General features: G+C 58.3%; 4 protein-coding genes and 3 pseudogenes. 6 read left to right on the top strand and 1 reads right to left on the bottom strand.

Annotation, left to right across the window (positions count from 1 at the left end; genetic code table 11):
- From ACILRA_RS16235 to ACILRA_RS16210, 6 genes and pseudogenes are all read left to right on the top strand, one after another.
- Positions 1-126, top strand: a pseudogene (locus ACILRA_RS16235) (IS630 family transposase); the annotation flags it as partial.
- Between the two features lie 336 nt (positions 127-462).
- On the top strand, positions 463-1,038 hold the full coding sequence (locus ACILRA_RS16230; RefSeq protein WP_395663116.1) for a hypothetical protein: 576 nt from the start codon (positions 463-465) through the stop codon (positions 1,036-1,038).
- Between the two features lie 27 nt (positions 1,039-1,065).
- Entirely contained in the window at positions 1,066-1,407 is a 342-nt protein-coding gene (locus tag ACILRA_RS16225; RefSeq protein ID WP_395663115.1) for a hypothetical protein, read from the top strand.
- Between the two features lie 478 nt (positions 1,408-1,885).
- A complete protein-coding gene (locus ACILRA_RS16220; protein WP_395663114.1) occupies positions 1,886-4,090 on the top strand; it encodes a DNA topoisomerase in 2,205 nt (734 codons plus the stop codon).
- A gap of 820 nt (positions 4,091-4,910) precedes the next feature.
- Entirely contained in the window at positions 4,911-7,457 is a 2,547-nt protein-coding gene (locus ACILRA_RS16215; protein ID WP_395663113.1) for a calcium-binding protein, read from the top strand.
- Positions 7,458-7,542: 85 nt separating this feature from the next.
- Positions 7,543-7,845, top strand: a pseudogene (locus ACILRA_RS16210) (IS481 family transposase); the annotation flags it as partial.
- On the opposite strand, the pseudogene ACILRA_RS16205 reads toward ACILRA_RS16210, so the two are convergent.
- Positions 7,754-8,030, bottom strand: a pseudogene (locus tag ACILRA_RS16205) (DNA methylase N-4); the annotation flags it as partial. The pseudogenes ACILRA_RS16210 and ACILRA_RS16205 overlap by 92 nt on opposite strands.

The raw sequence follows: 8,030 nt of genomic DNA, 5'->3' as shown, positions 1-8,030 counted from the left end.
GCCATCAACCGCTTCATCCGCGAATACAACGCCTCCAGTCCCAAACCCTTCGCATGGAAAGCCAACCCTGGCGATATCATCGCAGCTCGGAACCGTGGGTTCCAAACGTTGGAGTCAATCCACTAGGCACGTCCCTCCGGGGTCTCCATTTGCGTACGGACCCCGCAGTGTTATGGCTACCTTCTGTACCTACACTATTCTGTAATGTCACGCTGCATGGCAGTCACGAGACGAGCCTTCCTGATCGGTGCTCAGCCCACAAGCTTTGCCCTCAACATCGGCCAAAGACAGCTGTCAAAAATTGTGGATCACCACTCCAGGACTGTAATGTCCGGATTGGACTTCCGAGGCGCGCCAGAGCGATAAAATGTATAAGTTTCAGCTTGATTTGGGAGAAACCACACGGCACTAATATTTCAGGTAAATACAGGCAGTGACTTTAAGGTATCCGTGCGCGGTCTAATGTTACGCTTCAATGACAGCATCATTCAGACTGCGGCCATAACAACGATCTGTTCCGTTGCGAACTTGATCGTCGTTTTTGCTTTTAACCCTCTCCAGGATATGATTTTTCCCGGGCTTTCTCAGTATCTCAGCCTTGTCTTTCTTCCCCACGGTGTCAAAGTCCTCGCCACCGCTGTGGCGGGTGCAAGGGCCATTCCGGGACTGGCGATAGGTTCAGGATTCTCTGCGTATTTCTTCTGGGGCGTGACCGACCTCCGGTTGATAGTTGGCTTGACGCTCGTCGCCGCCACAACGGCGTGGATCGTGTTCGAGGTGCTGCACAAGATCGGGTTCAATGCCTACTTCTTGTCTCTGACTGGGCAGCAGCCACCGGTTCGGAACCTCATTGCGGCCGGAATTCTGTGTTCGGTTGCGAATGGTGTTTTGATGTCTGTGGTTCTCGCATCAATGGATCAGCCGCCGTCGTTCTCATGGATCATTTTGACCATCGCGGTGGGAGACCTGCTCGGGCTGCTGTCCGCCTGGGGAATTATCAGGTTCTCATTGCAGTTCCTGCTGGAGCGACATAAATGAACAAAGTTTAATGAAAAGGCGGTTCTCATGAAGGACGCAGTCGAACTCCTCTTGCGTGTGCACATATTGCTGAACGGCCTCCGCTCCGGAGATGAGCCCCTGGATGTCATCTCGCGGGAAATACTGCTCTCGATTGCAACATCGCAGATAAACGGTAAGCTTCTTCGGATTTCCGATATACGCTTCAATCCTGAGTTTGGCAGCCCAGTCACGGCCCTTAGCCGTCTCAGGTTCCTGATGGAAACTGGCTGGGTAAAGTCCGTGAAGGATCCCGTGGACGGCCGGGCGCAGTTGCTGGCGCTCACGACGAGATCAAACAAGTCAATCGTGCAGATTGCTGCAAAACTCAGGCGGGCGATAGCGGGGTAGGTACCTTACACCTGCATAGTGGCCCGAACTATAAACGGCGGCCTAAAATTAGGCCACGGGGCGGCGTAAAGGTCGACCACCTCGCCCACAGGGAAAGGCGTCGGCAAGAGGGGCCGCTGCGAGTTAGCCACGCCCACACGAGGTTGGCGGGTAACTGGCCACTGCGGCCCGCAAGGACCCGTCCGCGAGGAGTTGATCGGATTAAACTTGCCCGATTCCGAAAACGACTTTCCGCGGAGCTGTGGAAATAATCTCTGCAGGGGACCCGGGCCCAGGAAACGCGGGGGCCGCAGGAGACGCCGCACTGCGGGGCGGATCGAGCGCGGTGATGAGACACTTAGCAAGACAGGCGAAACCGGGTCTTTTTGCGGACCGCCTCCATGGAGGTTTCCGAATACGCAATCGGCATTGCAAGCCGATAGAGTTCTTGTTATGTTCTCAGGTAATTTTCTGCCTGTCGTACCGGTCACCTGAAGACATGAAGACTCTCATCATCGTCGAAAAGCCCAGCCAAGCGCGGGACCTCCGGGCGGCAATTGGTAGCCGCTTCGGGGAAATCCTGCCGGCGGAAGGCCATCTTATCCGCCTTGCAGAGCCCGACGAGGTGAATGCAGGCTGGAAGCGCTGGTCCTGCGAGTTACTGAAGCCAGACGGGCTCTACCCGACCCGGGCGGCGCGCGAAATGACCAAATCGGCGAAACTCAAGGCCATCGCCGCGGCGCTGAAGGACTGTGACGGCGTCATCCTCGCCACCGACTGTGATCGCGAGGGGCAGCTGATCGGGCAGGAGATCCTGGAGCACCTGCGCTATCGCGGGCCAGTGCGCCGCGCCCTGTTCACCGCGCAGGATCCGAAGACGCTCCGGCAAGCCTTCGAGAGGCTGAAGCCCAACGCCGAAATGCAGCCTCTCTACCAGGCAGCCGTGGCGCGCCAGCAGGCCGATCAGATCTTCAATCTCTCGCTCACCCGCACGGCCACCAAGACCCTGCTCGCACCACAGGCGCGCGGCGTGATCGGCATCGGGCGGGTCAAGACACCGACGCTCGCCATCGTCTGCATGCGTGAACTGGAGATCCTGAACTTCAAGCCGGAAGACTATTTCGAGGTTGAAGCGACTGCCACTGTCGCCGCTGGAAGCTTTCTGATGCGGCATGCGCCTACTGAGGCCAAGCGAATCAAGGACCGGGCAAGAGCGGAGGCGATCGCCAAGGCAGCGGCCGGCTTTGAGGGGCCGATCACGCTCAAGGTCGAGGACAAGCGGCGCGCACCGCCGAAGCTCTTCGACCTTCCGGCCCTCCAGAAGCATTGCAGCCAGCGCTGGGGCTGGACGGCCGACCGGACACTCTCCGTCGCCCAGGAACTCTATGACGGTGACGGCAAGAAGCTCATCACCTATCCGCGTGCCGAGGCACGGTATTTGTCGGAGAACCAGATCGCCGATGTTCCCGCCATCGTGACAGCACTCCTGAAGGTCAGGGGCTTTGCGGGGCTCGAGATCGGCGAGCCCGTCATCCGCAGGGGCAAGTCTGGCACCTTTTCGGACAAGGCGCTGGAGGGCGTTGCCCACCATGCCATCATTCCCAACGTGAACGTGCTCGACGACATGGACGCGCGCGTTGCACGGCTCTCGGAGGACGAGAAGAAGCTCTTCGCCGTGATCTGCCGGTCCTACCTCGCGGCCGTCATGCCGGACTATGAATACCGTCACACCGTCGTGACGCTCGATGTGCCGATGCCGGGCAATGGTCAGGTTAGTTTCCGGGCGACGGGGCATGTTCCCCTCAGGCTGGGCTGGAAGGCTGTGTTCGGCGCCAATTCGGCTGAAACAGAAGATGGGGCAGAAGGCGCCGAAACGCTTCCTCAGATGCAGAACGGCGAGAACGCAACCCTCACCGAACCGCAGGTGAAGGCCTGTACGACGGAGCCCCCTCCCCGCTACAACGAAGGCACGCTGATCGATGCGATGCAGAATGCCTGGAAGTTCGTGGATGACCCGGCACTGCGCGAGCGCCTCAAGGAGGCGAAGGGAATCGGCACACCAGCAACCCGAGCGGAGATCATCAAGGGGCTCAAGGCCCAGAACCTCCTCGCGGCATCGGGAAAGCTGGTCGTGCCCACGCCCTCCGGCCTCAAGCTCTACGAACTTCTTGCGAAAGCCGCACCGAGCCTGGTCGATCCCGGTACCACCGCACAATGGGAGATGCGCCTCGACGAGGTGGTGCTCGGACAGAATGACTTCCGCACGGTGATCAATGGCATCGCCAAAAGCGCGGCGGAACTCATCTCCAACCTCCAGCAGCAGGCGAATGTAAAGGTAGACCTCGCACCGGCCGTGCGACACGCAGGCTCAGGCAGGAGCCGCCGGCTTCCGCCGGAGGCAGCATCCCCAGCGAGAAAGCGGAGACGCGGACCGGTTCGCCCCCGGGGCTCGCAAGGCCCGCAGACCGAAGCTGCAGTTTCTCCACCCCTGGAGCAAGCCGAGCTTGAAGAACGGCAATCTCATCTGCAACAGGAAAATGTCAGAAAGCCGACGCCCCGAATGATCGCCTTTGCCCGGGCCATCGCGAAGAAGAAATCCGTCGACTTGCCGCGAGGATGCGAGCTGAATTTTGACACCTGCCGCGCCTTCCTCCAACAGCACGCCAGTGACAATGGGAGCCGTTTCGGGAAACGCGGGCCGTGATATGCATACGAAGTGACCGTTGCGGGATTGTATACGGCATTCATTCCGCTGATAGTTCGCCCCGGGGGCATTCCGGATGAAGATCTCTGTCGATAGCTATTGGAACGTGACCGACGCCACACGCCGACTCCAACCGGACGCCGCGATCTCAATCATGGACGCTGCCCACCTCGCTCCATCTCTCCTTTTGGCTCCCGAACGACATTTGCATCTGGGATTCCATGACATCCAAAAGCCAGAGGCAGGGAGGTCGCCACCCTCCCGAGAGCAGATTGCCAGGATGATTGAGTTTGCAGAAAGTCATCGCAAGTCGGGAGCCCCCCTCTGGCAGGGTAATTGTCCATCAGTCTAATCCCTAAATAGGACCGTGAGGGGGACGGCGAGGGCCGCGCCTATGTCTTCATCGCCGTCGACCATTGCTCGGGCGAGCTGATCGGAACGCACGCCTCGTCCAGCGCCAGCCGCTGGGAGGCGCTCGAGCCGATCCGGCAGGGGGGCGCGTAGAGGTTCATCAGGACGCTGAAGAAGCAACTGCTCTGTATCCGGCACTTCCCGCCCACAGAGGCACTTCGCAAGAAGCTCGCCGAGTGCGCCGTTCTCTATAACGCCTGGTGGCTGAGGGAGCGCCGTGGGCACAAGACGCCCAATCACATCAGGGCCGAACAGAAGGCCCTTGCATCCGAAGCCGCCACGGAGTTCAAATTGGCGGCATAACCGGCGCAGTGCACTGTCTTACAACCGTGCCCCGGTGCAGTCCATAATGATCCGATTTCTGTAGAGCTGCGTAAATCAGAGACCTATCCAGAGGAAGGAATATCCCTTGGCATTGACAGCAGATTTCGCAATCAACTCGGGTCCTCTTGGTACCAATTATAGTCCTTTTGCATCAACAATTGCGGTCTTGCCCGATGGTACGGCTCTGGTGGCTTGGGTTCGGCAGGTAGGTCAGTGGTCGACCGAAGCGGAAATATATGCCCGCTGGATCGGACCAGATGGCACGCCGGTCGGGGCTGATTTCTTAGTAAATACGACGACGACTGAGTTCCAATGGCGCCCGGTGGCCACCGTGACAGCCGAAGGCAAGGTGTTTCTCGCTTGGGAAAGCGGGGATGGGGGTGACGGCGACGGGATGGGATTGCGCGGTGTCGTGCTTGATCCCCTCGATCAGACACCTGAGCCAGATTTCTTGATTAACCCCGTGGCGGTTGGTAGCGGCATCTACGCCGGTCAGTGCAATCAGAGCCAAGTATCGCTAAGCGCATTGAGTGATGGCAGGGTGTTTGCGCTTTGGACAAGCTATGATGGCAGCGACGGAGATGGCTACGCTATCCGTGGTCGCTATTTTGGAGTTGACGGTGCGGCTTTGGGGGATGACTTGGTCGTCAACTCGGCGGCCCTTGGGGGCCAGTACGAACCACAGGCCGCGGAATTGAGCGACGGACGGATTTTGGTGACCTACAGCAGCACGGATGATGCCGACGGTACGCCGGGATGCATTCGTGCACGCATAATTGGGACGGATGGTGCATTTTTAGGTAATGATTTTGTTCTGAACTCCACTCCGGGCGGCTATCAGAGCTATGTCGATGTGACGGCGCTCTCCAATGGCACCGCATTCGTGACGTGGTTCTCTTCGGGTGTGTTTACGCCAGACCCTTCAGGTGGCAACCCCACCTTTGCTCCGGGCGAGGTGCGTGCGCGGATTATCGGAGCTGATGGCCTGCCGCTGGGTCCGGATTTTCAGGTTAATTCCACCGACCTGAGCGCCTCTTATACAAAACCTGTGGTAACAACGTTGCTCGATGGCCGGGCGTTGGTCGTTTGGTATTCAGGTGATGCAGGGGATGGTGATTGGGGTTGCCTGCGGGGTCGCCTGATCGCTTCAGATGGCCAGTTGATCGAAAGCGATTTTGTCATCAACACAACAGATTTGAACAACCAGTGCTCACCCGCCACTGCGGCTTTGCCCGATGGGCGGGTCCTAGTTACCTGGACAAGTGATGACGGGGTTGCGACGGGTGCCCAGATCCGCGGAGTTTTTATCAACCCGATCATTGGGCATGACGGTTCGGATGTTTTGCAGGGGACATCTGGTCAAGACATGCTCATGGGTCTGGCCGGCGACGACAGCGTCAATGGCGGCTTGGGGGATGACCAGTTGATGGGCGGTGCAGGCAATGACTTGCTGACCGGCGCTATGGGCAATGATGTGATGGACGGCGGCGCAGGTTCGGACCGCGCCTACTTCACAGGCACAGGTGCCGCAACGGTCAATCTTAGCATCACCATAGCCCAGACAACCGGCTATGGCACCGACACAATCATGCATGTCGAGCACGTCACATCTGGGAGCGGAAGAGACCAGCTTACTGGTAATGAGCACGACAATAATCTGGTCTCGGGTGCTGGAAATGACACGCTGTCAGGTGGTCTTGGCATTGATACGCTGGACGGCGGCCTTGGTAATGATTGGTTGGACGGTGGTCTGGGTAGTGACAACATGGCAGGGGGCGCCAATGACGACACGTACGTCGTGGATGCCTCGGCCGATGTTGTCGTCGAGCTAGCAAATCAGGGTACTGACTTGGTTCGGTCTTCGGCCGACATCTATGCGTTAGCAGATAACGTCGAAAACCTGATCCTGACCGGGTCTGGTGCAATCAATGGCACGGGCAATGCTCTTAGCAACGTTCTGACTGGCAACAGCGGGAACAACACTCTGAGAGGCGATGCAGGCAATGACACTCTCAACGGTGGAGCCGGCTCAGATACGTTGATGGGTGGCTTGGGCAATGACACTTACATCACCGACGGCGGTGACACGATCACTGAGGCGGCGTCGGCTGGAACCGATACCGTGCAGTCATCTGTGACCACAACGTTGGGGGCGAACCTCGAAAACCTGACTCTTTCCGGATCGACAGCGATTAACGGCGCTGGCAATGAATCTAACAACACAATTGCGGGCAACACTGCGGCAAATTCGTTGAACGGTGGCATGGGCACGGACACCCTGATAGGTGGTTCCGGCAGGGATACCTTCATTTTCAACAGCGTGACAGAATCTGGCACAACCGCCACTGGGTCGGATGTGATCGCCGACTTTGTGAGGGGTCAGGACAAGATAAACCTTAGTGGCATCGACGCCTTTGCCTCATCTGCAGCGAATGACACTCTCATTTGGAGAGGGAATGCGGCGTTCAGCAGCACCACACAAGGCGAAGTGCGCTTTCAGAAGTTTGATGTCACAGGAACTGCCAACGATCACACGATGGTCTGGATCGACAATGACAATGACATCGGTGTGGAAATGGCGATCCGATTGACCGGGCTGTATGATCTCGTGGCGTCTGATTTCATCTTGTAGGTTGAGCAGGGTCATCTCAGTGCGTTAGATGTTTGATCCCAGGGTTTGGTGGGGCAGTATTCTCGCCAGCATTGAAGGACGCGCTATGGGCCCGGTTCTTCATGGGAGCGCCACCACGACTAAGGCGGTCCGTCGATCGATACAGCATAGTCAAGAGAGCCTGAGGGCTCTGGCGAAGCGCTACGGCATCAATCCAAAGACGGTGGCCAAGTGGCGGAATCGCCACTCTCTCGCCGACGAGCGGACAGGCCCCAAGGACCCAAAATCGACAGTTCTTACGGTTGAAGAGGAGGCGATCATCGTGGCGTTCCGCCGACATACTCTCCTACCCCTTGATGATTGCCTGTATGCATTGCAGGCGACCATTCCGAACCTGACGCGCTCATCTTGCCCTTGGCGCTGTTGCCATAGTCGACGTTATAGGGTGCGTCGCAAAAACTCATGTCCGCCAGCTGACCGCCCATCAGTTCCTGGACATCGGTCATCACAGTGGCATCACCGCACCGTACGCGGTGATCGCCGAGGATCCAAAGATCGCCCGGTCGGGTCACCGGATGCTCTGGCACCTCGGGC

The sequence above is a fragment of the Aestuariivirga sp. genome, from assembly GCF_044239095.1.
In the GTDB taxonomy this organism is placed as follows: Bacteria; Pseudomonadota; Alphaproteobacteria; order Rhizobiales; family Aestuariivirgaceae; genus Aestuariivirga.
The sequence above is the reverse complement of the archived record's forward strand: the minus strand, read 5'-3'. Positions and strand labels throughout refer to the sequence as shown.

Excerpts from the sequence above, each read along its gene's own strand:
- ACILRA_RS16230 (WP_395663116.1), top strand. The coding sequence starts at position 463 with ATGTTACGCTTCAATGACAGCATCATTCAGACTGCGGCCATAACAACG.
- ACILRA_RS16225 (WP_395663115.1), top strand. The coding sequence starts at position 1,066 with ATGAAGGACGCAGTCGAACTCCTCTTGCGTGTGCACATATTGCTGAAC.
- ACILRA_RS16220 (WP_395663114.1), top strand. The coding sequence starts at position 1,886 with ATGAAGACTCTCATCATCGTCGAAAAGCCCAGCCAAGCGCGGGACCTC.